This is a genomic window from Streptomyces omiyaensis, assembly GCF_014650895.1.
Lineage (GTDB): Bacteria > Actinomycetota > Actinomycetes > Streptomycetales > Streptomycetaceae > Streptomyces > Streptomyces omiyaensis.
Window position 1 is genome coordinate 102,598 of record NZ_BMVV01000007.1, and the last position, 22,643, is coordinate 125,240.

Consider the following 22,643-nt stretch of genomic DNA (forward strand, 5'->3'; position numbering starts at 1 on the left):
GGCGGGTTAAGTGGCGATCTGGAGGATTTGCGACTGATTCAGGACGTTTCTGTCGCGCTTTGATCGCTCCCCTGGCGGAGTGCGTTCCGCAGCCGCCTCGCCTGCGTCACCAGCTGTGACGAGCCCCGCGCCGCGGCGTGCCGTTCCAGTCCCGCGAGCTGTCCCGTCGCCCCACACCGTTCCACACAGTCCGCCGCAATGGCCAGCAGTTCACCCAAGCCGCGCATGGGCTGCTCGGCTTCCAGTAGAGGCGGCAACGCCTCCGACAGGATCGTCCACACGGTCCCGTACGCGCCCGTGGCAGCCGCGGTGCGGGCCGCGTCCGCGAGGCGGTTCGGCTTCATCGAGCGTTCGGCAAGAAGCCAGGCCAGATCCCTTCCCACCTGCCGGGCATCCAGATCCCCTCGTGAGGCCAGGACGAGCAGTGCGTCCACCGCACGAAGCCGGTCGTCCGCGTCACGGCAACCGAGGCCGAAGGCGAGCACCAGGGCGACGGCCCGGCCGACCTGTCCCTCCCCCTCGGCCAGAAGCGTCAGCGGGCCGGTCACGTCCCGTGCCGAATCCCCGTCGACCGCGCTCGCCATCGAGGACAGCAGACATGCCGCGAGCAGCTCGCGGTCGGCGGGCAGCAGCGTGGCCCAGCGCTCGGGAACCTGCTCCCAGTGGTAGCAGCGGCGCGCGTTCGGCAGCAGGCCACCGGCGAGCCAGTGCAGGCCCTTCGGGAACTCGTCACGGAACTCGGGACGCTTCGCCATCTCGACCAGGATCCGATCGACCAGCCACCAACGACCGGACTCCTTCTCCCCTCGCGGATGGAATCGAACCGTGGCGCCCAGAGGGTTCTCCGACCGGAGCCACTCGGCCAGCCGTGCCCCGGCCTTGCTGCCGAGCGCCTCCGCTTCGTCGGCGGCCTGTACGGCGGCGGCGTCCTGGCGGCGCACCCGCAGCAGGGCGTGCCCCAGGTCCATCGGCGCCGGTTCGAGCCCCGCGTCCGCGTACTCGCGAAGCCGGCGCACCAGCTCCAAGGGATCGATCCCCCCGGTGTGGCGGGTGGGCGTGGACAGGAGCAGCGGCAGTGTCCCGCCGCCGATCAGATGCGCGACCTCCCAGACCCGGATGTCCTGCGTGACCTCCATCGCCCCGTGCACACAGGACGTCATCGGAACGGTCTGGTTCCGCCCGGCTCGCGTCCGTTCCCGCTTCACCTTCCCCACGAGAGCCGCGAGCACGGCGTCCAGGCCACGCGCCCCGTGCCGGAAGTAGTCGTACCCGGTGTGGCCGAGGAAAGCGCCCGAATCCTGCCAGTACGCGTCGGCGAACGCCTCCTTCACCCGCGACGCGACCCTCTCCTTGTCCTTGTGCGCGTGCCGTACAAGGCCGTCGAGCGCCACCTCGAATTCCATGGCATCGCCCGCGCGACGCTGCTGCACCAGCAGGTCCTCCACGAGCTCCTCCAGGCTTCCCTCCGTATCCCGCAGGATCTGAGGCTCCGGAACGGGAGGCAGGATCTCCTCGTACAGCAGGTGCTCCGGTTCCCCGAGGCCGCTCCCGAAGACCGTCTCCGCCGCCGACCTGTGCGCGGGACCGAGCAGTGAGGCCGCCTGGCCCAGCTCGCGGCGTGTCGCCTCGTCGACGGCCTTCAGATGGCGGGCCACGACCTGCAGCGCCCGCTCCTGAACCTCCGAGTCGTCGTGACCGAACGCGTCGGCGACCACCGGCAGCACCTCGCCCGCGAGCGCTGGGTTCTTCGTGAGGACCTTGTTCACCAGCGTCAGCTGGGCCCGCAGGAGCTTCTTCTCCGTACGGAACAACACGCCCGCCGTCATCTCAGCAAACGCCCCGCCCGGCAGCGCCCCCTCGAGCGCCAGCCCGGACAGTATCTTCTGCGCGTACCCGGCGACCGTCGAGGTCGCGTCGGCGGTCATGCCGATCCAGTCGGCGATCCGGTCCCGCCGCTCATCCGCGTTCGGCGGCACCAGCTGCAGCAGGGCCAGTGGGAACCGCAGGTCACGGGAGCGTCCGCCACGCAGCAGCCGCGACACACAGAGGTCGACCAGCTCCGCGCGGTCGAGCACCCCTTCCTCCGTGAGCTTCGACAGCGCCGACGGCCAGTGAGCCGCCGAACCTTCCGTTCCCGACCAGGTCAGCTGGTCCGGGGTCTCCCGCATCGCGAGGGCATGGGCGACGAGCACCGGTGTCTGCGGATCGTTCCGCAGCGTCGTCAGGAGCCTGTCGTCGGTGATCTTCCGCATCCACCCGAGCACGTAACCGTCCGTCGCCGGAACCGTGGCTCCGGAGCTCTCCACCAGCGCCCGGATCAATGGGTAGCTCTCCTCGGCGACAGCGGGCTTGGCCGCCAACCGGTGAGCCACATCCGCACGCCACACGGGCGTGCGGTCGGTGAGCACCCGTAGCGCCAGGGCGCCGTCCTCCGTGCGCCAGCTCAGCAGATCACGCCCGCCCAGCCAGCTCGCAGCCGCCGCGGCCCCCGTGTGGCAGCCCGCTCCCGCGACGTACAGCGCCCGCCGGACCCGCGTCGCCTCCTGCCACCGGCTCCAGTCCCAGGAGCGCACCTCGGCGCGCAGGGCCTTGAGCCGTGTCAGCGCCTCCGCTCGGTCGGCCGCCTCCAGGCGCTCCAACAGCGCCGGCACCTCGCCGGCCCGGCCCGCGCGTACTGCCTTCATCAGGGCGTCGACGCCTTCGTCGTCGCCCTCGATCGTCCCGCTGATCACCTTCGTCGTCATCTCCGCCCCCATGAGTGGCTCGTTCCGTTCCTGCCGGCCGCTGTCGACGGCTCGGCCCCCGCGGTCATGCAGCCCCCGCCACGACCATTCCGCCGCGGACCATCCGTACCGCCAGCGCGTGCTTGCAAGGCCCACGACGTCCGCGGTGGTCGGCCCACCACGCACACGTGCAGGTCGGTGTCCCGTCCGACCAGCGCACCCGGTACCGACGCTCCCCGGAGACCACCGTCGCCAGATCCCCCTCCAGACACACCGCACCGTCCGCTACCAGGCGTCTCGCCGAGACGAGACGGGGATTGTGCCGCTCCGCGCGGTCCGCGTCGTAGGGGAGTTCCCGATGGAAGTACGCGGCGTCCGCGACGTCGTAGCCGACCCGGCCGGCGGTGCCCAACCGCGTCAGGGCGGCGCGGACCCGATCGACGGGGAGACCGGACTGCTCGGAGAGATCGGCCGGGTCGATCCGCGGCTCCCAGGCGAGAAGGACCGCGATCAGCTCCGCGTCCGCCGCGGCGTCGTCCGTCGCGAGGGCCTCCAGCACCCCTCCCTCCCCGGAGAACCCTCGGGCCGGATCGGGGGAGAGGGTGAGCGTCAGTCTCATCCCCGGCAGAACCACCTCCCAGGCGCTGGGCGCGGCCGGACCGTCGGCCACCGGCCCGTACACACGGAACCCCGTCGCGAACCGCAGAACCCTCTCCAGGGCGGCGAGCCGGTCCGGTCCCGGCAGACACACGGCCCCCGCCCCCGGCCGCGTCGTCGGGCGTAGTGTCCGACCCGACTGGACTACCCACAGCGGCGGCCTTCCCCGACTCTGCGAGCGCGGCAGCCCACGCAGGAACCGTACGGCCTCGGCGCCGGTCAGCTCGGCCCGCAGATCGAAACGGGCCGAGGCGACCTGCGCCTCCGCGAAGCCGCGCAGCCAGCGGTCCGGCAGGGGAACCTTCTTCTCCACCACGGATCCGGCGAGCGTCGTGACCGCCATCTCCTCCGGACCCACCCGCAGATGTATCGGATCGTTCCCGGTCATCCGCGAAAGCGCCTCCCGCAACGGGTCGTTCACGTCCACGTTCGTCGTGCCGTGGCCCGTCTCCGCACCGCCCAGGCCCTCGTCGAGCACGTCGAGCCGCGCGTACACACCGCCGCAGGCGGAGAAGGACTCGAACCGCAGCCGGTCCCCGTTCCCCGTGACGACGGGATCCAGGGAGCCCGGTCTCGCCCGCTGGTGGTAGCGGGCCGCGGCCACGTCCGCGACCGCCAGCAGACCGCGGGCGGCGACCTGCGGCGACGCCAGGAACCCGGCGAAGAAACGGGGGTGCGCCTCTGCGCCGCGAGGGGTCAGACCTCCGGCCGTCTCCAGGCCGAGGAGGCGGCCGGAAGCCGTGGACTCGAGGGAAGAAGGGCGTGCGTAGGCGAGCGCCTGAACGGATCGCGTCATGCAAACGACCGTAGGGCCTCCCACTGACATCGCGCTTTTGTCCACAGGCCGGCCTGTGGACAAAAGCGCATCGGCGAAGACCGGGCTACTGTCCGACCAGCCCCGGTCGCAGGACCTTCGTGAACAGCACGGTGTCGTCATCCCCCCGCAGACGGACCGTCAGTTCGCCGCTCCCTCCGTCGATGTCGACCTCCCCGAAGTACTGGGGACTCTCCATCGGGGAGACGTTCGCCCGCTCCGGCGCCCGCACGAAGACCCGCTCCGGACCGAACGTCGCATCCAGCTTGTTGGCCGGGAAACCGCCGGCGGCCAGCGGTCCCGACACGAACTCCCAGAAGGGAGCGAAGTCCTGGAAGGCGGCCCGCTCCGGCGCGTAGTGCTGCGCCGAGGTGTAGTGGACGTCCGCGGTCAGCCACACCGTGCCGGTGATCCGCCGGTGCTTGACGAAACGCAGCAGCTCGGCGATCTGCAGCTCCCGCCCGAGCGGCGCGCCGGGATCGCCCTGCGCGATCGCCTCGAAGGCGGTCGCGCCGTCCGGCACGACCAGTCCGATCGGCATGTCGGCGGCCAGCACCTTCCACACCGCTCGTGACCGCGACAACTCGCGCTTCAGCCAGGCGAGCTGCTCCGTACCGAGGATGCCGGTGGCGTCGTCCGCCTGCCGCCCGGCGGAGTTGGCATTGCGGTACGAGCGCATGTCCAGCACGAAGACGTCGAGCAGCGGCCCGTACCGCACCACCCGGTGCATGCGGCCGCCGGTTGCCGCCCCCACCGCTCCCGGACCGGGACCGGCTCGCAGGGTGGAGACCGGGAAGTACTCGCTGAAAGCGCGCGACGCCCGGGCCGCCAGCACGTCCACGTCCTTCTCCGCATAGCGCGCGTCGTCGAGGATCTGTCCCGGGTACCAGTTGTTGCGCACCTCGTGGTCGTCCCACTGGACCACCGTCGGCACCTGTGCGTTGAACGCCCGGACGTTGCGGTCGAGCAGGTTGTAGCGGAAATTACCCCGGTACTCGTCGAGAGTCTCGGCGACCTTCGCCTTCTCGGGAGTCACCAGATTGCGCCAGACCCTGCCGTCGGGGAGCGCCACCGACGCCTGCAGCGGCCCGTCCGCGTAGACGGTGTCGCCGCTGCAGAGAAAGAAATCGGGGTCGAGGCGGCGCATGGCCTCGAAGGCCCTGAACCCCCCGATGTCCGGATTGATGCCCCAGCCCTGACCGGCGATGTCCCCGGACCAGAGGAACCGGACCCCGTCGAGACGTCGCTCCGGAGCCGTACGGAAGGTGCCGAGAACGGGTTCACTCGTACGGCGCGGGTCATCGAGGTCGGAGAGTACGACCCGGTAGTGGATCTGCTCGCCCGGCGGAAGACCCCGGAGGAACGTCGTCCCCGTGAAGTCGGAACCCGCACCCAACGACGGCCCGTGATGGCGGCGGACCCGTCGGAACGACTCCGTCGCCGACGTCTCGACGATCATTCGTGCGGGCCGGTCCGACCTCGCCCACACCAGCCCCGAGCGGGCGGTGACGTCACCCGTCTGCACACCCCACCGGGCCTCGGGGCGCCCCGACAGAGCGAACGCCGGCGCCGCGAGTCCGGCGCCCCCGAGGGCGAGCCCCGCGGAGGCCGCGAGGGAGCCGCGCAACAGACTGCGGCGCGCGGGCGCCGGCGGAAGCGGAGCGGCGAGATGACGACCGGGCGGATTCGCGGGCATGTGAGACCTCCGAGAGGGCAACGGGGCGAAAGCGACGTCATCGCACGACGCCAAGGCCGAACTCCAGGAAGAGGGTTCGCGCCGAACCCCTGCCTAACCGCCGGGAGCGGCCACCGCGCGAACCCCGCGTGAATACCTCACTCCCGCCGCTCCACGCCGCGGCCTCACCGCGCGTCGAACGCCTCCGCGACCCGTCGCACTCCGGCCGCGATGGCCGTCGGTGTCTGATGCGCGTACCCGATGACGAGCCGCACGTTTCCGTCCGCCGGTCGCCTCGTCCCGTACTCCTCCAGCGCGCGCAGGGCCACGCCCGCGTCCGCCGCGCGGGCCAGGAAGCGGTCGGTGGGCCCGTAGCGGTCCGGAAGGCAGGCGATCACGTGCAACCCGGCCGCGATCCCGGTGACCGAAGTCCCGGGAAAGCAGGCGTCCAACGCCGTCAGCAGCGCGTCGCGCCGCTCTCGGTAGACGCGCTGACAACGGCGCAACTGCCGGTCGTACCCACCACTCGTCACCAGGTGCGCCATCGTCGCCTGATCGAGCGCCGGATGCCCCAGATCCATCGTCCGCTTCCGCTCGACGACCTCGTCGAGCAGCGACCCGGGCACGACCATCCAGCCGAGCCGCAGCCCCGGCGCGAGCGACTTGCTCACCGAACCGGCGTACACGACCCGTTCGGGATCCAGCCCCTGGAGCGCGCCCACGGGAGCCCGGTCGTAGCGGAAGTCGCCGTCGTAGTCGTCCTCCAGGACGTACCCGTCCACCGCCCGCGCCCAGTCCAGGAGCATGCCGCGCCGCTCGGCCGACCACGCGATCCCGGAGGGGAACTGATGGGACGGCGTCACCACCACGGCACGCACACCCGCCGCGTCGAGAGACGCGGGAAGCAAGCCCTCGTCGTCGAGGGGAAGCCACATCGTCTCCAGACCGGTCGCCGCGAAGAGCCGAGCGTGCTCAGGGCTCCCGGGGTCCTCCACCCCCACCCCGGCGTGGCCCCTCGTCCGGAGTACGGATCCCATCAGCGTCGCCGCCTGCGCCACCCCCGAGCACACCACGAGGCGATCGGGGTCGGCCACCACACCCCGCCGCCGGGCCAACAGCCCCGCGAGCGCGGCACGCAGCACGGGCAACCCGCGTGGATCCGGGTAGCTGAGTGAGTGGTGCGGCAGCGCGGCGAGCACCGCCCGCTGCGCCGTCGCCCAGGCCGAACGGGGGAAGAGGGAGAGGTCCGGCACACCGGGCCGGAAGTCGACGGTGGCCTCGGAGCCGTACGCGTCCGGCGGCGGCGGTGCGTGCACGCCGGGGGACGTGACAGCCCGCATCGTTCGAACCGCGCCGCTCACCCAGGTGCCCGAGCCCCGGTCGCTGCGCAGGTAGCCCTCCGCCGTCAACTGCTCGTACGCCTCCGTGACCAGCCCCCGGGAGACGCCCAGGTCCGCGGCGAGCGCCCGGCTCGACGGCAGACGCGTGCCGGCGCCGAGCCGTCCGGTCCGCACCGCCTCGCGCAACGCCTCCTGCAGCGCGTGGCCGCGTCGGCGCGCGGGCGCCGAGGCGGCAGGAAGCAGCACCTCCCACGCCGGTTGTGCGTCGGCGTCCCGTGCCGAAGGCCTCGCCGTCGTACTCGAAGTGGTCCCCGATGGCGTCATGGAAGTGGACCTTAACCCGGGCCGCACGGCTCCCTAGCGTCAGGAGCATGAACGCGAACGCCCTGCGCGGAGTCCTGCTCGTGACCCTCGCCTACGCTCTCGTCGGTGCCTCCTTCACCGCCAACGGCCTGCTCGGCGACTACCCGTACGCCGGCGGCCAAGCCCTCCGGTACGGCGCCGCCTGCCTCCTCCTGCTCCCGCTCGTCGGCCGCGGCGGACTCGCGCCGCTCCGTCTCCTCACCCCCGGCCAGTGGGTGAGGATCGCCGCCCTGGCCGCCGTCGGCATGGTCGGCTTCAACCTCGCCGTCCTCGCTGCCGAGCGCACCGCGGAACCCGCGGTTCCCGGAGTCGTCGTCGGCTGCGCACCGGTCGTGGTCGCCGTCCTCGTACCGCTGCTCGAAGGCCGGAGGCCCGCGCCGGTCGTGCTGTACGGGGCCCTCCTCGTCGCCGCAGGCGCCTTCACCGTGCAGGGGTGGGGACGCACCGACCTGGTGGGGCTCGGCTGGTCGGGGGTGGCTCTCGTCGGCGAGGTCGGGTTCACCGTGCTCGCGGTGCCCGTGCTGCGTCCGCTCGGGCCCAAGCTGCTCACGTTCGCCGTCTGTGGTGTCGGGGCGGTGGAGGCCGCGCTGCTGGGGCTTCTCGTGGACGGGGCCGATTTCGTGCGGATGCCGACTGCGGTCGAGACGGGCGCGTTGATGTGGCAGGCGGTGCTCGCCACGGTCGTCGGCTTCGTCCTCTTCTACATGGCGGTCCAGCGCATCGGTATGGAGCGTGCCACGCTCTATACCGGGGCCATCCCCGTGGCGGCCGCGCTGAGCGCGGCCGCGGTCGGCGAGGCGACCCTCGGTCTGCCGCAGGCGGCCGGCGGCCTGCTCGTCGGGGCCGGTGCCGCGCTGGGCACCGGACTGCTGACGGGCAGGACGGGTAGGACGGGCAAGGCCGGTAGGACGGGCAAGGCCGGGAGCACGGACAAGGTCGGGAGCCCGGAGCACGCGGGCAGGGCTGACAGGACGGGTAGGACTGACGGGACGAGTGGGGTAGACGGGACGGGCGCCGCGGCGAGGGCGGAGCAGGACTCCATCGCCGCCGGAGAAGGCGGGCTGGACGCCACGGCGGAGGCCGGTTCAGCCGGTGGCGCTGCCGTCGAGGATCACGCGGGCGACGAGCGCGGGGTCGTCGTTCATGGGGACGTGACCGCAGCCGGGCAGCCGTACGAGGCGCGCTCCGGGGAGGGTGCGCTTGGCGCGCACGCCCTGGCGGCGCAGCAGCAGCCGGTCCCGGGTGCCCCAGGCGATGGTCACCGGCAGCGACGGGATGTCCTCGCCGAAGAGGACGGTCCGGCCCGCGGCGAGGGTCTGGTGGAAGCCGGTGGCCTCCCGCAGCGCGAGCGTCTCGGCGACGACGGCCTCCGGTGAGCGGCGGCCGGGCCGGGCGTAGATCGTGCTGGTGAGCGCGGTGCGCCCGGCCGGGGTCCGGGAGAGCCGGTCGATGAGGGGGCGGGGCATCGACAGGGCCGCGCCGCGCAGGGCGCGCAGCGTGCCGAAGGCGTACCGGCGCTCGCTCTCGGTCCAGAAGCCGGCGGGGGAGAGGGCGGTGACCGAGCGGACGGCCTTCTCGCGGCCGAGCTGGAGGGCGAGCAGTCCGCCGAGCGAGTTGCCCGCCACGTGGGGCCGCTCGACACCGAGGGCCGCGCAGAAGGCGGCGAGCGCGGGCGTGACGGTCGTCAGGTCGTAGGCGCAGTCCGGCGGCAGTCCGTCGGAGGCGCCGAAGCCGGGGAGGTCGACGGCGATGACGTCGCGTTCGGTGGCGAGGACGCCGAGGACCGGCTCCCATGCCTGCCAATGGTGTCCGATGCCGTGGAGCAGGAGCAGCGGCTCGCCCGCTCCCCGGCGCTCGTACGCCAGGGACGTGGCGCGGCGACCCTGCGGGGTCTCGAACTCGAACGTGATCCGTGCGGGCATGGAGGCTCCCTCGTACATCCTCTTAGATGTTCTGTCAGCAAGAATTACTGGTCGGTAGGTACGAGTTCAAGAGCCCTGCGGAAAGTGGGGCCGCCGGATCTCGGCCGTCCTCCCCCGCAGCCCGAAGCCCCGCCCCCGGAACCGGTGGGCGGGGCTTCGGGCTGCTCGCGCCTCACGAAGGTGCGAACGTCCTGTGAACGATCAAGGTCAGAGGGTCACATTTCCGGACGTTCGACGGAGGATTGGTCTTGACCAAGGGGGTGGCTCGCCTTATGGTCGCAGAGTTAGTGCAGGAACCTTTAATAAACAAGGGCGCGGAAACGCCGCGGGACACGGCGAATTGCGGAGGACAGGGTGGGGACCACGCAGCTGGAATCGGTCCAGGAACCGAAGTACCAGCACCTCAAGACGGTAATCGGCGAAGCTCTCGACTCCGACTTCGCGGTCGGCGAGATCCTGCCCAACGAGCGCGAGCTCGCGGCCCGCTTCGGCGTCGCCCGAGCCACGCTCCGGCAGGCACTGGAGCAGCTGGAGCTCGAAGGACGCCTTCAGCGCCGGCGCGGCGTCGGTACCACGGTCGCGCCTCCGCGCGTGGGCGTCGACGTCTCGACCACGCAGCAGGCATGGCCCGGCGTCGGCGACGACGCCTGGGAGGCCCAGGACTCCGTCCTCGGTACGGCGCCCGCCGCCGTCACGCGCCAGCTGGAGACCCCGGTCGGCGAGGACGTGCACATCGTGCGCCGGGTGCGGCTCGGCCAGGGCCAGGCCGTCGCCGCCGAACTCCTGTACGTGCCCGCGGCCTCGGTCGCCGGGCTCGGCGCCGTCGACGCCCTTGCCGGACCCGCGGGCGCCCGCGCCGTGCTGCGCGAGCTCCAGCACCTCGCCCTCGACGGCCAGGACCGCTCGGTCGAGCTGGGATCCGCGCGCGCGGACGACGCCAAGGAGCTGGACCGCCTGCCGGGATCGCCGGTGCTGGTCGTCACGACCCGCTACCTCTCGGGCGGTCGTACCGCGGCCGTCTCCGTCGCCACCTACCGGGCCGACACCTGCCGCCTCACCTTCGGCGACTCCGTCGACCTGGCGATGGCCTCCTGACCCGCACCGCCGCGACCGGCCCCTGAGGGCCGCCGGAGCGCAGCCCGAAGACCCGGCCTCCCGAGGCCGGGTCTTCCGCATTCCGTACGCATGCCTTCCGCATTCCGTGCGCGTCCCATGCGCGTCCCGTGCGCAGGGCCTCGCGCAGAGGGCGAGGCCGACGCACCCGGAGCCGGTGCGTGACGTTCTGAGCACGGAGCACGGCGAAGGGCCGTGGCGGCCTTGCGCCGGCCGGTGTGCGCTGCCCGGGGTCGTGACACCCGAGCCGGGGCGGTACCGCTCCGGTCTAGCGCCGGGCCGTCACGCTGCCCTCGACGGCGAACAGCTGCTCCTCGACGTGGTCGAGGGCGAGCCGCAGCGCGCCCGTGCCGACGGCGGCCTCGCCGAGCAGCGAGAGGACCACGCGCGGCGGGCGGAGGCAGAAACGCGCCAGTTCCTCGCGGAGCGGCTGGAGCACCCCGTCCAGGCCGGCCGCCCAGCCGCCGACCACCACCAACTCGGGATCGAGTGCCAGGACGAGGGCGCCGACGTCGTGCACCAGCCTCTGGATGAACCGCTCCACGGCCGCCTCGGCCCGCGCGTCACCCTTCCTCGCCAGCGCGAAGACCTCCGCCACCGCCTGCTCGTCGAGCGGGTGCAGGGGTTCGTCGGTCGTCGACAGCAGGTGTTCCGGCGTGACGCCGCGGCCCAGCAGGTGCAGCGCACCGATCTCGCCCGCCGCGCCGCCGTAACCGCGGTGCAGCCGGCCGCCGATCAGCGAACCGGCGCCGGGGCTCAGCCCGGCGAGGACGAAGACGATGTCGTCGGAGTCGGTCGCGGCGCCCTTCCAGTGCTCGGCGACGGCGGCCGCGTTGGCGTCGTTCTCGACGATCACGGGGCAGCGGAAGGAGCGGCGCAGGCGCTCGCCGAGCGCGAGACCCGTCCAGCCGGGCAGTGCGGTGCCGAGCCGCACCGTCCCGTCGGCCTCCACGATGCCGGGGGTGCCGACGCCGACGGCCCGCAGGTTCGACCGGGGCACGCCGGCCCGGCGCAGCACGTCGGCGACGACCGTACGCACCTTGTCCAGGCGCTCGTCCTCGGGAGCGGTCTCCGCGACCTCGCGCGCGCCGGCGCCGATGATCCGGCCGTCGAGGCCGGAGAGGAGGGCGGCGACGCGGTGCGGGCCGATCTCGATCCCGAGGAGGTGGCCGGCCTCGGCGCGGAAGCGGAACCTCCGGGCGGGGCGGCCCTGGCGCCGGGCCTCGCCCTCCTCGGGCGCGGTCTCGACGACGAGACCGCCCTCGATGAGACCCTCGACGACGCCCTCGACGGTCGGCCGGGACAGGCCCGTGATCCGGGTCAGATCGGTGAGCGTCCGCGCGTCGGAGCCGCGCAGCGCATGGAGTACCACCGCGGAATTGATCCGCCGCAGTAGAGACGGATCCCCGCCGGTCAGCCGCCCCACCGTGTGTCCTCCCAGCTCGTGCCCGTCTCAGCCGGATGGTACTCAATGGTTCCGGAAGCGGCGAGGGCCGCCCCCGGCCCGTGTCCGGGCCGTGTCCGCGCCGAGACCCGCGGCGGCCCGGCGCCTCCCGGGTGCCGACGGCGAACTGACGTGGCGCCAACTGTCGGTGGTGACCGCTTCACTGGATCCATGACCACGTCACGCCTTTTGTCGGATCTCGACTCGTTGCGGTCGAAGGAGTTCCCGGCGGTGCCGGAGCGCTCCGGCCTCCGCGACAGCGGGCCGGGCTTCCACGTCGCCGCGCTGGCCTTCAGCGAGGACTTCTGGGAGGACGACGGCAGCCGCCGGGAGGCGGTCGAGGAGCGGTACGAGGCGGATCGGGACGGACTGGCCGCCCGGCTCGCCGTCCGCTGGGGCGAGCCGGACCGGCTCGCCCTGTGGTCGCTGCACGAACGGAGCATGTCGGGGGAGGAGCTGCCGGAGCCCTGGGCCGGCCTGTGCGCGCACGTGCCGAACCTCGTGCTGTGGCGGGTGGACGACGGATGGGTCGGACTGGGCGTCTCGCAGTGGGACAAGGAGCTGCCGTTCCAGCTCCTCGCCGTCGTCACGGACGTGGGTCCGCCGTAGGACGACCGGGGTGGGGCCACCGAAGGCAGCCACGCCCGGGAGCGGGTACCGGGGGCCGCGGACTGGGTCGGGGCCAGGGACCGGCACCGGGTCGCGGGCCTACGGGCCGGGCTGCGCGGGCGGTCGACCGGCGGCCTCGCGGAGGCGCGCGTACTCCTCGGCCATCGTCGCCGCCGTCCAGTGCGCGTTGAGGCCGCTCGGATTGGGCAGCGCCCAGACCCGCGTCGCGCCGATCGTCCGCTCCTGCGGGCCGATCGCCGCCTTGGGCTCGCCGAAGGCGGTGCGGTACGCGGTGACGCCGACGACCGCGAGCCAGCGGGGCTCCAGCCGCCGGACCTTCTCGGTGAGGAGACGGCCGCCCTCGACGTACTCCTCACGGCTCAGCTCGTCGGCGCGCGCGGTCGGCCGGGCGACCACGTTGGTGATGCCGAGGCCGTACGAGAGCAGCTCGCCCTGCTCGTCGGGGCGCAGCAGCCGCGGGGTGAAGCCGGAGAGGTGGAGCACCGGCCAGAAGCGGTTGCCGGGGCGGGCGAAGTGGTGACCGGTCGCCGCGGTCATCAGCCCCGGGTTGATGCCGCAGAAGAGAACGGCGAGGCCGCCCTCGGCCACGTCGGGGACGACGCGGTCGCGGGCGGCCTCCAGTTCCTCGCGGGTGAACCGGCGGGTCCGGGTCAGAGGATCGCCCCGGGCGTGTAGGCGGCGGCCTCCGGGTGCTGCTTGACGAGCTCCTCGATCCGGGACACCACGGTGGCGACCTGGTCGGCGGCGGCGCCGGTGAAGGAGAGCTTGTCCGCCATCAGCTCGTCGAGCTGCGCGCGGTCCAGCGGGATGCGGTCGTCGGCGGCGAGCTTGTCGAGCAGCTCGTTGCGCTCCGCGCCCTGCTCGCGCATGGCGAGGGCCGAGGCGACCGCGTTCTCCTTGATCGCCTCGTGGGCGAGCTCACGGCCGACGCCGGCGCGGACCGAGGCCATGAGGACCTTGGTGGTGGCGAGGAAGGGGAGGTAGCGGTCGAGCTCGCGGGCGACGACGGCCGGGAAGGCGCCGAACTCGTCGAGCACGGTGAGGAAGGTCTCCAGCAGGCCGTCGAGCGCGAAGAACGCGTCCGGCAGGGCCACGCGGCGGACCACGGAGCAGGAGACGTCGCCCTCGTTCCACTGGTCGCCCGCGAGCTCGCCGGTCATCGAGGCGTAGCCGCGCAGGATGACCATGAGGCCGTTGACGCGCTCGCAGGAGCGGGTGTTCATCTTGTGCGGCATCGCGGAGGAGCCGACCTGGCCGGGCTTGAAGCCCTCGGTGACCAGCTCGTGGCCGGCCATCAGGCGGATCGTCTTGGCGATCGACGACGGGCCTGCGGCCAGCTGCACCAGGGCGGTGACCACGTCGTAGTCGAGCGAGCGGGGGTAGACCTGACCGACCGAGGTGAAGGCGTGCGCGAAGCCGAGGTGACCGGCGATCCGCTGCTCCAGCTCGGCGAGCTTGCCGGCGTCGCCGCCGAGCAGGTCGAGCATGTCCTGGGCGGTGCCGACCGGGCCCTTGATGCCGCGCAGCGGGTAGCGGCCGAGCAGCTCCTCCAGGCGGGTGAACGCCACGAGCAGCTCGTCCGCGGTGGTCGCGAAGCGCTTGCCGAGCGTGGTGGCCTGCGCGGCGACGTTGTGCGAACGCCCAGCCATGACCAGCTCGCCGTACTCGGCGGACAGCTTGCCGAGGCGGGTCAGGACGGCGACCGTGCGGTCCCGCACCAGCTCCAGGGAGAGGCGGATCTGGAGCTGCTCGACGTTCTCCGTGAGGTCGCGCGAGGTCATGCCCTTGTGCACGTGCTCATGGCCGGCGAGGGCGTTGAACTCCTCGATGCGGGCCTTCACGTCGTGCCGGGTGACCTTCTCGCGCTCGGCGATGGAACCGAGGTCGACCTGGTCGAGGACGCGCTCGTAGTCGGCGATCGCCGCGTCCGGAACCTCGATCCCGAGGTCCTTCTGGGCACGCAGCACGGCGAGCCACAGCTGGCGCTCCAGCTTGACCTTCTGCTCGGGGGACCAGAGGACGGCGAGCTCCGCGGAGGCGTAGCGGCCGGCCAGGACGTTGGGGATACGGGGCTTCACAGTCGCAGCAGTCACGTGTCGAGAGTTTACTGGTGATTTCTGCAGGCCAGCGCCGTGGCCCGGGCTGGACTTTGCTACGAGACGCAGGTCACGCGGCGGGTGCCCGCCGCTGGTCAGACCTCGGACCGCGTCTCGTACGGCAGCAGCTCGGGACGCTTCGGCGGGCGGCCGTCGCCGGAGGAGCGGCCGGTGAGGCGGCGGCCGATCCAGGGGCCCAGGTGCTCCCGGGCGAAGCGGGCGTCCGCGGTGCGGCGCGTCATCCAGCCGGGTCGCGCGGTGGCGGGCAGCGGCTCCTGCCAGTCGTGCTCCCGGGCGAGTCCCAGGGTCTGCCACACCGCCTCGGCCACCCGCCGGTGACCGTCGGCGGTGAGGTGCAGCCGGTCCACGTCCCACATGCGGGGATCGGCCAGGACGGGCGCGCCGTACAGGTCGACGACGAGGGCGCCGTGCCGGGCGGCGAGCTCGTCGATGTGGGCGAAGAGCTCCTCCATCCGGGGGCGGAAACGATCCAGCACCGGACCGTTCCGGCCGGGGCTGCGCATCAGGACGAGCTGTCCGCAGGAAGGTGTGAGGTGTTCCACGGCCTCGGTCAGGAGGTCCTTCACCCGCACCATGTCGACCTTGGGGCGGAGGGTGTCGTTGAGGCCGCCGACGAGGGTCACCACGTCGGCCTTCATCCCTGCGGCCAGGGCGACTTGCTCCTCGACGATCTGTCCGATGAGCTTCCCGCGCACCGCGAGGTTCGCGTAGCGGAAGCCCGGCGTGCGGGCCGCGAGCCGGCCGGCGAGGACGTCGGCCCACCCCCGGTAGGAACCGTCGGGCCTCAGGTCCGACATACCCTCGGTGAAGCTGTCTCCGACGGCGACGAGACTGTTGTACGTGGCATTGATCTCCATGGCGGACCCGATCATACCGTGCGGTATGCGCGGGTGCCGTGGAGAACCCGGGAGGGGAAACCCGATGAGCGACGCGCTCCTGAACGCCCTGGCCGAAGCACTGGCCGGGCTGGTGACCGCGGTCGAGACCAGCGACGAGGACATCCTCGACCCCGACACCGCCGTGGAGTGGCTGGAAGGGACCGGGCACGTCCTCGCCGGACTCGGAGCCGCGGACCGGCAGGCCCTCGACGGGCTCTTCCGCGCGGCCGCGATGCGCCGTCCACCCGGTGCCGGGCGCGAGGAGCTGCTCCTCGTCTCCGCCGGCTTCGGGCTCGACGAGGACACCCACCTCGCCGCCGTCGACGCCGTCGCCGACCACGCCCGGCGGTACGCGGACACCGTCCGCGGCGCCGACCCGGCGACGCCCGTCCCGGCCTGCCCCGGCTGGACGCTCGGCGACCTGACCCACCACCTCGGCACCGTCCACGGCTGGGCCGAGCACCTCGTGACCGCCCGTCCCGCCACGCGCGTCCGCGCCGGGGACCTCGCCCTCGACCCGCCGGGCGACCCGTCCTCGTACCGCGACTGGTTCGCCGCGCGCGCCGAGGGCTTCGCCGCCGCCGCGAGGACCGCCGACCCGGAGGCGCCGGTGTGGTCGCCGGGCGCGGACCCGCACGTGCGCCACTACCCGCGCCACGTCCTGGCCGAGACGGTCGTCCACCTCGCCGACGCCGAGATCGCGCTCACCGGCACGGCGCGGCCGATCGACCCGGGCACGGCCGCCGACGCGCTCGACCACTTCCTCACCACGGCCCCCTACATCCCCTGGATCGCCGAGCCCCTCGCCCACCTCGACCGCGACGGCGCCGTCCTGAGCCTGGTCGCGCGCGACAGCGGCGTCACGTGGACGCTGGTGCTCGGGGCGGGCGGATTCGCCTGGAGCCGGGGTGGCGGAGGCACCGAGCCGACCGCGCGCGTGACGGCGGACGCGGGCGAACTGCTGCTCCTGCTGCACCGCCGGTACGCGGCCGACGACCCGCGCTTCACCCTCACCGGAGACCGCGACCTCCTCGACGACTGGCTGGCGGCGACCGTGCTCTGACCCGCGGCGGCGGAAGCCCGCGCGACCGCAGCGCTGCGTCAACCGTCCGTAAGCCGCCACCCGCCTCCACCCACGCACTCGCCCGTACGCCGTCGAGCGCGCGCGAGCCGTCAACCGTACGCGAGCCGTCACCCTTCGCCGGAATGCGGCCGGGTCCGTCCCTCCGCGCAGAGACGCGGGGCAGGAAACGGGGAAGGGCCCCGGGATCGTGGATCCCGGGGCCCTTCCTCACGAGGGCGGCGTCACGGTGCCGCCGAGCGTCCCACCAGCTCGCGCAGGACGTCCTCCATCGTCACGAGGCCGGCGAGCTTGCCGTCCTCGTCGAGGACGGCGGCGAGGTGCGTACGGCTGCGGCGCATCGCCGTCAGCACGTCGTCCAGCGGCGTCGCCGCCCGCACGCGGGCGATCGGCCGCAGCGCCGAGACCGGGAACGGCAGGTCGCGCGGGGTGATGTCCAGGGCGTCCTTCACGTGGAGGTAGCCCAGGATCCGGCGGTCGGAGTCCACGACCGGGAAGCGGGAGAAGCCCGACTCCGCGGACAGCGCCTCCAGCTCCTCCGGCGTGGTGCCCACCTGCGCGTACATCACCTTCTCCACCGGCATGACCACGTCCCGCACCGGGCGGCGGCCCAGCTCCAGAGCGTCGTGCAGCCGCTCGGTCGCGCGGTCGTCGAGCAGGCCGGCGTCACTCGCGTCGGTGACCATCCGGGCCAGCTCGTCGTCCGAGAACGTCGCCGACACCTCGTCCTTCGCCTCCACCCGCAACAGCTTGAGCAGGGCGTTGGCGAACGCGTTGATGGTGAAGATGACCGGGCGCAGCGCGCGGGCCAGGGCCACCAGCGGCGGGCCGAGGAGCAGCGCGCTCTTGGCCGGTTCGGCGAGCGCGATGTTCTTCGGGACCATCTCGCCCAGCAGCATGTGCAGGTAGGTGGCCACGGTCAGCGCGATCACGAAGGAGATCGGGTGGACCAGGCCGTGCGGCACGCCGACGGCGTCGAAGACGGGTTCCAGCAGGTGCGCGATGGCCGGCTCGGCCACGATGCCGAGCACCAGGGTGCACAGTGTGATGCCGAGCTGCGCGGCTGCGAGCAGCGCGGAGACGTGCTCCAGACCCCAGACGACGCTGCGGGCCCGTCGGTCGCCGGCCTCGGCGAGCGGCTCGATCTGGCTGCGCCGGACCGAGATCAGCGCGAACTCGGCGCCGACGAAGAAGGCGTTCACGACGAGCGTGAGCAGACCGATCAGCAACTGGACGGCGATCATCGGCGGGCCTCCCCGGTCTCGTCCTCGTCCTGGGGGAGCGGCGCGTGCAGCAGGACGCGCGCGGCGCGGCGCCCGGAGGCGTCGACGACGTCGAGGCGCCAGCCGCCCAGTTCGACGGTGTCACCGACGGCCGGGATCCGGCCCAGGTCGGTCGCGAGGACGCCGGCGAGGGTCTCGTACGGGCCGTCCGGCACCTTCAGGCCGATGCGTTCCAACTGGTCGGTACGGGCGGCGCCGTCGGCGGACCACAGCGCGCGGCCGTCCTCGTCCTCACCCGCGCGGGCGAGGTCGGGCGTCTCGTGCGGGTCGTGCTCGTCGCGCACCTCGCCGACGACCTCCTCGACGATGTCCTCCAGGGTCGCGACGCCGGCCGTGCCGCCGTACTCGTCGATGACGACGGCCATCGTCTGCTTCCCGGACAGCCGGTCGAGCAGCTTGTCCACGGTCAGCGTCTCGGGCACGAGCAGCGGCTCGCGCGCGATGTCGCCGACGCGGCGCAGGCGCCGTTCGTCGGCCGGTATGGCGAGGACGTCCTTGATGTGCGCGATGCCCACGACCGTGTCGAGGTTGCCCCGGTAGACGGGGAAGCGGGAGAGGCCGGTGGCGCGCGTGGCGTTGGCGACGTCCTCGGCGGTGGCCTGCACCTCCAGGGCGGTCATCTGGACGCGCGGGGTCATCACGTTCTCGGCGGTCAGCTCCGCGAGGTTCAGTGTGCGAACGAACAATTCGGCCGTGTCGGCCTCCAGCGCGCCCTCCTTCGCCGAGTGGCGTGCGAGCGCCACCAGCTCCTGGGGGGAACGCGCGGAGGCGAGCTCCTCGGCCGGCTCCATGCCGAGACGGCGCAGGATGCGGTTGGCGGTGTTGTTGAGGTGGCTGATCAGCGGCTTGAAGGCGGCGGTGAACACGCGCTGGGGCGTGGCCACGACCTTGGCGACCGCGAGCGGAGAGGAGATCGCCCAGTTCTTGGGGACCAGCTCGCCGACGACCATGAGGACCACGGTCGAGACGGCGGTGCCGAGGACCAGGGCGATCGACGAGGCGACCGTGGGGGAGAGGCCGAGCGCCTCGACCGGTCCCTGGATCAGCTTGGAGATGGAGGGCTCGGAGAGCATGCCGACGACCAGGTTGGTGACGGTGATGCCGAGCTGGGCGCCGGAGAGCTGGAACGTGAGGGACCTGACGGCCTTGAGGGCACTCGCCGCACCGCGCTCGCCGCGCTCCGCGGCCGCTTCCAGCTCGCCCCGCTCGACGGTCGTCAGCGAGAACTCCGCCGCCACGAACGCGCCGCACGCGAGCGAGAGCAGCAGCGCCACCAGGAGCAGAAGCACTTCGGTCATCGGTTCACCTCCGTCCCATGATCAGTCAGGGGGGCACGGAACGCGCGATGTCGATGTCGATCGCCGGAATCGGGACCGGTGCTCGCGGAGGAGGGGGCATCGGTGCCGGAGAAGGAAGCACCAGTGCTACTGGGAGGCTCGCCCATGGGCGGACGTTCACACCTTTCGGTCGTCTCGGTCGTTTGAAGGAGATCTCATGGTAAAGGATCGGCAAAACGGCGGGTCGATCACCCCGTGACCGGCTTCACCCAGCGTCGCCACTGGTCCTGCCGCTCATACCCCGCCGCGGTCCACACATGATGGGCCCGCTCGTTCGCTTCCAGAACCATGGCGTCCACGCGCCGCCCGCCCAGCGAGGCGAACCGTTCCTCCGCCGCCTTCAGCAGGGCCTTCGAGAGACCGCGCCTCCGGTACGAGGGGAGGACCGCGAGCCGGTAGAGCGAGGCGCGCCAGCCGTCCCAGCCGGCGATCACGGAGCCCACGATCCGCTCGCCGTCCACGGCGAGGATCAGCGCCTCGGGGTCGCGGTCGAGGAGCTGCTTCACCCCGGCGACGTCGTCGGAGACGGAGGTTCCCTCGGCGGACTCGCGCCAGAAGGCGAGGACGGACTCGGCGTCTGCGGGCACGGCGGCCCGGAACTGTATGTCGATCACGGGCAGATCCCACCACGCGGGTACCGGCGCGGCCAGCACATTCCGCACCGTGGACCCCGAGGCGGCCGTCCGCGGGGACGTCATCCCGTGACGAAGCAGAACTCGTTGCCCTCCGGGTCCCGCATCACCTGGAACGACCCCTGTTCGTCGGTGACCGGACCGCCGACGCGGACCGCGCCGCGCGGCTCGGCCTCGTCGGCCGCCGCCTCCGGATCCGGCACCTCCAGGTCGAGGTGGAGCCGGTTCTTCGCGGTCTTGCCCTCGGGCACCCGCTGGAAGGCGATGCGGACGAAGCCGGGCGGTTCGACATATGCCCAATCGGGGCTCCGTTCGACGGGCTCCCCGCCGAGGAGCCCCGCCCAGAAACGGACCAGCGCGGCCGGATCACCGCAGTCGAAGACGAGCTCCTGTACCTGTGCGCGCATCCCCTCACTCTACGGAGCGAGGGGACACGACTCCACGGAGCGGAGGGACGCGGCCGCGCGGATCGACCGGACGCGGCTTGCGAGGCGGCGCGGCCGGCACGGTCCCTCGTGGCGAGGACGCGCCGACGGACTGTGCAGATGCCTCAGGCCCCGGCCTCGTGGGGGAGCGCCCGGGCGCCGTCCGCGAATCCGTCCGCGTCCCACGTGCCGCCCAGCACAGGGGCGAGCCAGCCGCCCGCCGCCGCGCGGAACGCCGCGGGGTCCAGCGCGCCGGAACCCTCCGGCACCGCACCGAGCAGCGGGGCGCCCGCCGCCTCCGGCAGATCGGCGAGATTGCACCGCGCCGCCAGGTCCGGGGCCGCCGGCCAGCTGCCGACGACCACCCCGAGCTGCTCGATCCCGCGCGCCCGCAGCGCCTCCGCCGTGAGCGCGGTCGAGTTCAGCGTCCCGAGTCCGGCCGGTACGACCACGAGGACGGGCGCGCCGAGCAGCCGGGCGACGTCGGCGAGGGTGTGGCCGTCCTGGTCGAAGCGGACGAGCAGCCCGCCCGCGCCCTCGACGAGCACCAGGTCGTGCTCCTCCGCGAGAGCCCGGGCGGCCTCCGCGACCCGCTCGGGGCCGACTGGTGCCATACCGGCGCGCCGGGCGGCCGTGTCCGGGGCGAGCGGCTCGGGGTAGCGGGCCAGCTCGGCGGCGGTCTTCGCGCCCGAGAGCCGTACCACCTCGTCCGCGTCGCCCCGCTCCGCGGGCGCGAGCCCGGTCTGCGCGGGCTTGAGGACGGCGACCGTGCGCCCGGCGGCGACGGCCGCGGCGGCGACGGCCGCCGTGACCACGGTCTTGCCGATCTCCGTCCCCGTCCCGCTGACGACGACGATGCTCATACTGTTCCTTTCCCTCCGGCGGCGCGTGCGCGTCGACCGGTTCGTCCGTCACCGTCGGGCGTGCTCAGCCCGCGGTCGCCGCCGCCCGCACCGCCGCGCAGATCCGGGCGAGGTCGGCGTCCTCCGTCACGTACGGCGGCATCGTGTAGACGAGGTCGCGGAACGGGCGCAGCCACACGCCCTCCCGGACCGCCGCCCGCGTCGCCGCCGCCATGTCGACCTCGTGGTCGAGCTGGACGACGCCGATCGCGCCGAGCACGCGCACGTCGCGCACGCCCGGCAGGTCCTCGGTGCCGGCGAGGCCGTCGCGCAGTCCGGCCTCGATCCGCTTGACCTCGCGCGCCCAGTCCTGGGAGAGCAGCAGGTCGATGGAGGCGCAGGCGACGGCGGAGGCGAGCGGGTTGCCCATGAACGTCGGCCCGTGCGCGAGCACCGGGACCTCGCCCTGGGAGATGCCGTCGGCCACTGTGCCGGTGCACAGGGTCGCCGCCATCGACAGGTAGCCGCCCGTCAGCGCCTTGCCCAGGCACATCACGTCGGGGGAGACCCCGGCCTGGTCCGCGGCGAACAGGGTGCCCGTGCGGCCGAAGCCCGTCGCGATCTCGTCGAAGACGAGGAGCACGCCGTGCGCGTCGCACGCCTCGCGCAGCACCCGCAGGTACGCGGGGTCGTGGAAGCGCATGCCGCCCGCGCCTTGCACCACCGGCTCCACGATCACCGCGGCGAGTTCGTCCGCGTGGCGCGCGACGGTGGTGCGGAGCAGTTCGGCGTACGACTCCTCGTACGCGGCCGGCGGCTCGTCCACGAAGACCTGCTGCTGGAGGACGCCGGACCACAGCTGGTGCATCCCGCCCTCGGGGTCGCACACCGACATCGGCTGCCAGGTGTCGCCGTGGTAGCCGCCGCGCCAGGTCAGCAGCCGCCGCTTGTCGGGGCGGCCGAGCGAACGCCAGTACTGCAGGCACATCTTGGCCGCGACCTCGACCGCGACGGAGCCGGAGTCGCTGAGGAAGACGTGCCGCAGCGGCTCGGGCGTGATCTCCACGAGCCGGGCGGCGAGGCGCACCGCCGGCTCGTGGGTGAGCCCGCCGAACATGACGTGACTCATCCGGTCGAGCTGACCGCGCGCGGCCTCGTTGAGCACCGGGTGGTTGTAGCCGTGCACAGCCGACCACCACGACGACATGCCGTCGATCAGCTCGGTCCGTCCCTCGGAGGGCTCGGCGAGGTGCAGACGCACACCGGACGCGGACGCGACCACGAGCGGCTCCGCACGGCCCGGCATGGGGCCGTACGGATGCCACACGTGCGCCCGGTCCAGGGCGAGGAGTTCGTCGGTGCGCATC

Annotated in this window: 18 protein-coding genes and 1 pseudogene; 4 read left to right on the forward strand and 15 right to left on the reverse strand. The window is 73.0% G+C overall.

Going from position 1 to position 22,643, the window contains the following annotated elements:
• Positions 1 to 38 precede the first annotated feature (38 nt).
• From IE287_RS13985 to pdxR, 4 genes are all read right to left on the reverse strand, one after another.
• Positions 39 to 2,744 (reverse strand): DUF7824 domain-containing protein, encoded by a 2,706-nt coding sequence (locus IE287_RS13985; RefSeq protein WP_189849342.1) that lies wholly within the window; start codon positions 2,742 to 2,744, stop codon positions 39 to 41.
• Between the two features lie 64 nt (positions 2,745 to 2,808).
• Positions 2,809 to 4,176, reverse strand: coding sequence for an SWIM zinc finger family protein (locus IE287_RS13990; RefSeq protein WP_189849343.1), 1,368 nt, complete (start codon positions 4,174 to 4,176; stop codon positions 2,809 to 2,811).
• 85 nt (positions 4,177 to 4,261) lie between these two features.
• Positions 4,262 to 5,890, reverse strand: a complete 1,629-nt coding sequence (locus tag IE287_RS13995) for an alkaline phosphatase D family protein (RefSeq protein WP_189849344.1) — start codon at positions 5,888 to 5,890, stop codon at positions 4,262 to 4,264.
• A 164-nt stretch (positions 5,891 to 6,054) separates the two neighbouring features.
• Positions 6,055 to 7,533 (reverse strand): MocR-like pyridoxine biosynthesis transcription factor PdxR, encoded by a 1,479-nt coding sequence (gene pdxR / locus IE287_RS14000; protein WP_189849345.1) that lies wholly within the window; start codon positions 7,531 to 7,533, stop codon positions 6,055 to 6,057.
• Between the two features lie 47 nt (positions 7,534 to 7,580).
• Between pdxR and IE287_RS14005 the strand changes: the two are divergent.
• Positions 7,581 to 8,369, forward strand: a pseudogene (locus IE287_RS14005) (EamA family transporter); the annotation flags it as partial.
• 288 nt (positions 8,370 to 8,657) lie between these two features.
• Here the strand turns inward: IE287_RS14005 and IE287_RS14010 are convergent.
• The gene (locus IE287_RS14010; RefSeq protein WP_189849346.1) at positions 8,658 to 9,494 is read right to left on the reverse strand and encodes an alpha/beta fold hydrolase; all 837 of its coding nucleotides are present in this window, start codon (positions 9,492 to 9,494) and stop codon (positions 8,658 to 8,660) included.
• A 354-nt stretch (positions 9,495 to 9,848) separates the two neighbouring features.
• On the opposite strand from IE287_RS14010, the gene IE287_RS14015 reads away from it, so the two are divergent.
• A complete protein-coding gene (locus tag IE287_RS14015; protein WP_189849347.1) occupies positions 9,849 to 10,589 on the forward strand; it encodes a GntR family transcriptional regulator in 741 nt (246 codons plus the stop codon).
• 286 nt (positions 10,590 to 10,875) lie between these two features.
• Here the strand turns inward: IE287_RS14015 and IE287_RS14020 are convergent, their stop codons facing one another.
• Positions 10,876 to 12,033, reverse strand: coding sequence for an ROK family transcriptional regulator (locus IE287_RS14020; protein WP_189849348.1), 1,158 nt, complete (start codon positions 12,031 to 12,033; stop codon positions 10,876 to 10,878).
• Between the two features lie 189 nt (positions 12,034 to 12,222).
• Here IE287_RS14020 and IE287_RS14025 point away from each other — a divergent pair, with 189 nt between their 5' ends.
• Complete coding sequence (locus IE287_RS14025; RefSeq protein WP_189849349.1) at positions 12,223 to 12,660, forward strand: hypothetical protein; 438 nt, start codon at positions 12,223 to 12,225, stop codon at positions 12,658 to 12,660.
• Between the two features lie 99 nt (positions 12,661 to 12,759).
• Here IE287_RS14025 and mug read toward each other — a convergent pair whose 3' ends face one another.
• The 3 genes from mug to IE287_RS14040 form a co-directional block, all read right to left on the reverse strand.
• Positions 12,760 to 13,269 (reverse strand): G/U mismatch-specific DNA glycosylase, encoded by a 510-nt coding sequence (gene mug, locus IE287_RS14030; protein ID WP_189849350.1) that lies wholly within the window; start codon positions 13,267 to 13,269, stop codon positions 12,760 to 12,762.
• A 62-nt stretch (positions 13,270 to 13,331) separates the two neighbouring features.
• Positions 13,332 to 14,774, reverse strand: a complete 1,443-nt coding sequence (gene purB / locus IE287_RS14035; RefSeq protein ID WP_189849351.1) for an adenylosuccinate lyase — start codon at positions 14,772 to 14,774, stop codon at positions 13,332 to 13,334.
• Between the two features lie 98 nt (positions 14,775 to 14,872).
• Complete coding sequence (locus tag IE287_RS14040; protein WP_189849352.1) at positions 14,873 to 15,655, reverse strand: SGNH/GDSL hydrolase family protein; 783 nt, start codon at positions 15,653 to 15,655, stop codon at positions 14,873 to 14,875.
• 64 nt (positions 15,656 to 15,719) lie between these two features.
• On the opposite strand from IE287_RS14040, the gene IE287_RS14045 reads away from it, so the two are divergent.
• Positions 15,720 to 16,739: a maleylpyruvate isomerase N-terminal domain-containing protein gene (locus IE287_RS14045; RefSeq protein ID WP_189849353.1), complete on the forward strand. Its 1,020-nt coding sequence runs from the start codon at positions 15,720 to 15,722 to the stop codon at positions 16,737 to 16,739.
• A gap of 242 nt (positions 16,740 to 16,981) precedes the next feature.
• On the opposite strand, the gene IE287_RS14050 is transcribed toward IE287_RS14045, so the two are convergent.
• From IE287_RS14050 to IE287_RS14075, 6 genes are all read right to left on the reverse strand, one after another.
• Positions 16,982 to 18,001: a hemolysin family protein gene (locus tag IE287_RS14050; protein ID WP_189849354.1), complete on the reverse strand. Its 1,020-nt coding sequence runs from the start codon at positions 17,999 to 18,001 to the stop codon at positions 16,982 to 16,984.
• Positions 17,998 to 19,338, reverse strand: coding sequence for a hemolysin family protein (locus IE287_RS14055; protein WP_189849355.1), 1,341 nt, complete (start codon positions 19,336 to 19,338; stop codon positions 17,998 to 18,000). The genes IE287_RS14050 and IE287_RS14055 overlap by 4 nt, the downstream gene beginning before the upstream one ends.
• Before the next feature lie 227 nt (positions 19,339 to 19,565).
• Positions 19,566 to 19,991 carry a GNAT family N-acetyltransferase gene (locus tag IE287_RS14060; RefSeq protein WP_229883478.1) on the reverse strand — a complete coding sequence of 142 codons (426 nt, stop codon included), beginning with the start codon at positions 19,989 to 19,991 and terminating at the stop codon, positions 19,566 to 19,568.
• Positions 19,992 to 20,071: 80 nt separating this feature from the next.
• Complete coding sequence (locus IE287_RS14065) at positions 20,072 to 20,416, reverse strand: VOC family protein (RefSeq protein WP_189849357.1); 345 nt, start codon at positions 20,414 to 20,416, stop codon at positions 20,072 to 20,074.
• A 143-nt stretch (positions 20,417 to 20,559) separates the two neighbouring features.
• Complete coding sequence (gene bioD, locus IE287_RS14070) at positions 20,560 to 21,297, reverse strand: dethiobiotin synthase (protein WP_189849358.1); 738 nt, start codon at positions 21,295 to 21,297, stop codon at positions 20,560 to 20,562.
• A 64-nt stretch (positions 21,298 to 21,361) separates the two neighbouring features.
• On the reverse strand, positions 21,362 to 22,642 hold the full coding sequence (locus IE287_RS14075) for an adenosylmethionine--8-amino-7-oxononanoate transaminase (RefSeq protein WP_189849542.1): 1,281 nt from the start codon (positions 22,640 to 22,642) through the stop codon (positions 21,362 to 21,364).
• Position 22,643 lies beyond the last annotated feature (1 nt).

What these genes read in the sequence shown, in the direction of transcription:
- IE287_RS14065 (WP_189849357.1), bottom strand. Translation starts at nt 20,416, where the DNA reads ATGCGCGCACAGGTACAGGAGCTCGTCTTCGACTGCGGTGATCCGGCC.
- IE287_RS14010 (WP_189849346.1), bottom strand. Translation starts at nt 9,494, where the DNA reads ATGCCCGCACGGATCACGTTCGAGTTCGAGACCCCGCAGGGTCGCCGC.
- IE287_RS13990 (WP_189849343.1), bottom strand. Translation starts at nt 4,176, where the DNA reads ATGACGCGATCCGTTCAGGCGCTCGCCTACGCACGCCCTTCTTCCCTC.
- IE287_RS14025 (WP_189849349.1), top strand. Translation starts at nt 12,223, where the DNA reads ATGACCACGTCACGCCTTTTGTCGGATCTCGACTCGTTGCGGTCGAAG.
- IE287_RS13985 (WP_189849342.1), bottom strand. Translation starts at nt 2,744, where the DNA reads ATGACGACGAAGGTGATCAGCGGGACGATCGAGGGCGACGACGAAGGC.
- IE287_RS14040 (WP_189849352.1), bottom strand. Translation starts at nt 15,655, where the DNA reads ATGGAGATCAATGCCACGTACAACAGTCTCGTCGCCGTCGGAGACAGC.
- IE287_RS14045 (WP_189849353.1), top strand. Translation starts at nt 15,720, where the DNA reads ATGAGCGACGCGCTCCTGAACGCCCTGGCCGAAGCACTGGCCGGGCTG.
- bioD (WP_189849358.1), bottom strand. Translation starts at nt 21,297, where the DNA reads ATGAGCATCGTCGTCGTCAGCGGGACGGGGACGGAGATCGGCAAGACC.
- IE287_RS14050 (WP_189849354.1), bottom strand. Translation starts at nt 18,001, where the DNA reads ATGATCGCCGTCCAGTTGCTGATCGGTCTGCTCACGCTCGTCGTGAAC.
- IE287_RS14075 (WP_189849542.1), bottom strand. Translation starts at nt 22,642, where the DNA reads ATGCGCACCGACGAACTCCTCGCCCTGGACCGGGCGCACGTGTGGCAT.
- IE287_RS14055 (WP_189849355.1), bottom strand. Translation starts at nt 19,338, where the DNA reads ATGACCGAAGTGCTTCTGCTCCTGGTGGCGCTGCTGCTCTCGCTCGCG.
- IE287_RS13995 (WP_189849344.1), bottom strand. Translation starts at nt 5,890, where the DNA reads ATGCCCGCGAATCCGCCCGGTCGTCATCTCGCCGCTCCGCTTCCGCCG.
- pdxR (WP_189849345.1), bottom strand. Translation starts at nt 7,533, where the DNA reads ATGACGCCATCGGGGACCACTTCGAGTACGACGGCGAGGCCTTCGGCA.